The organism is Kitasatospora sp. NPDC032757 (assembly GCF_055579305.1).
The window spans coordinates 119,515-120,138 of the sequence record NZ_JBVINN010000011.1 but is presented as its reverse complement, the minus strand read 5'-3'; the positions used below and the strand labels follow the sequence as shown (position 1 = coordinate 120,138).

Annotated in this window: 1 protein-coding gene; it reads right to left on the bottom strand. The window is 72.0% G+C overall.

The window, feature by feature from the left end; genetic code table 11:
- The coding region (locus ACZ5WK_RS15925) for an IPT/TIG domain-containing protein (protein ID WP_465547970.1) at positions 1 to 576 on the bottom strand (576 nt) is incomplete at its 3' end.
- Positions 577 to 624: the final 48 nt, after the last annotated feature.

Below are 624 nucleotides of genomic sequence, written 5' to 3'. Positions count from 1 at the left end.
GCTGAGCGACGTCAGGACCGGCGCGCTCAGGTAGAAGTACGCCAGACCGTTGCTCGTCCCGCCCGGCGTGGTGACCGTGACGAGAACGGGGCCGGCCCCGCCGGGCGGCGCGGTGGCGGTGATCTGGGAGGCGGACACCACGGTGAACGACGTGGCCGCCGTGGCACCGAACTTCACCGATGTCGCACCACCCAGGTTGGCGCCCGCGAGGGTGACGGTGGTACCGCCCGCCGACGGGCCCTGGCCCGGCGTCACCGACGTCAGCGTCGGTACCGCCACGTACGTGTAGGGCAGGCCGTTGCTCGTCCCGCTTCCGGTCGTCACGTTCACCTGCACGGTGCCGCTGCCCGCCGGGGACACGGCGCTGATCACCGTGTCCGACAGGACGGAGTACGAAGCCGCGTTCGCGGTGCCGAACTTCACGGCCGTCGCACCCGTGAAGGCGCCGCCGCTGATCGTGACCGTCGTGCCGCCGCCGGCGGAACCCTGGTTGGGGGTGAGCGAAACCAACGACGGCGCCGGCTGGGCCACGTACGTGTAGGGCAGGCCGTTGCTCGTCCCGCTTCCGGTCGTCACGTTCACCTGCACGGTGCCGCTGCCCGCCGGGGACACGGCGCTGATCAC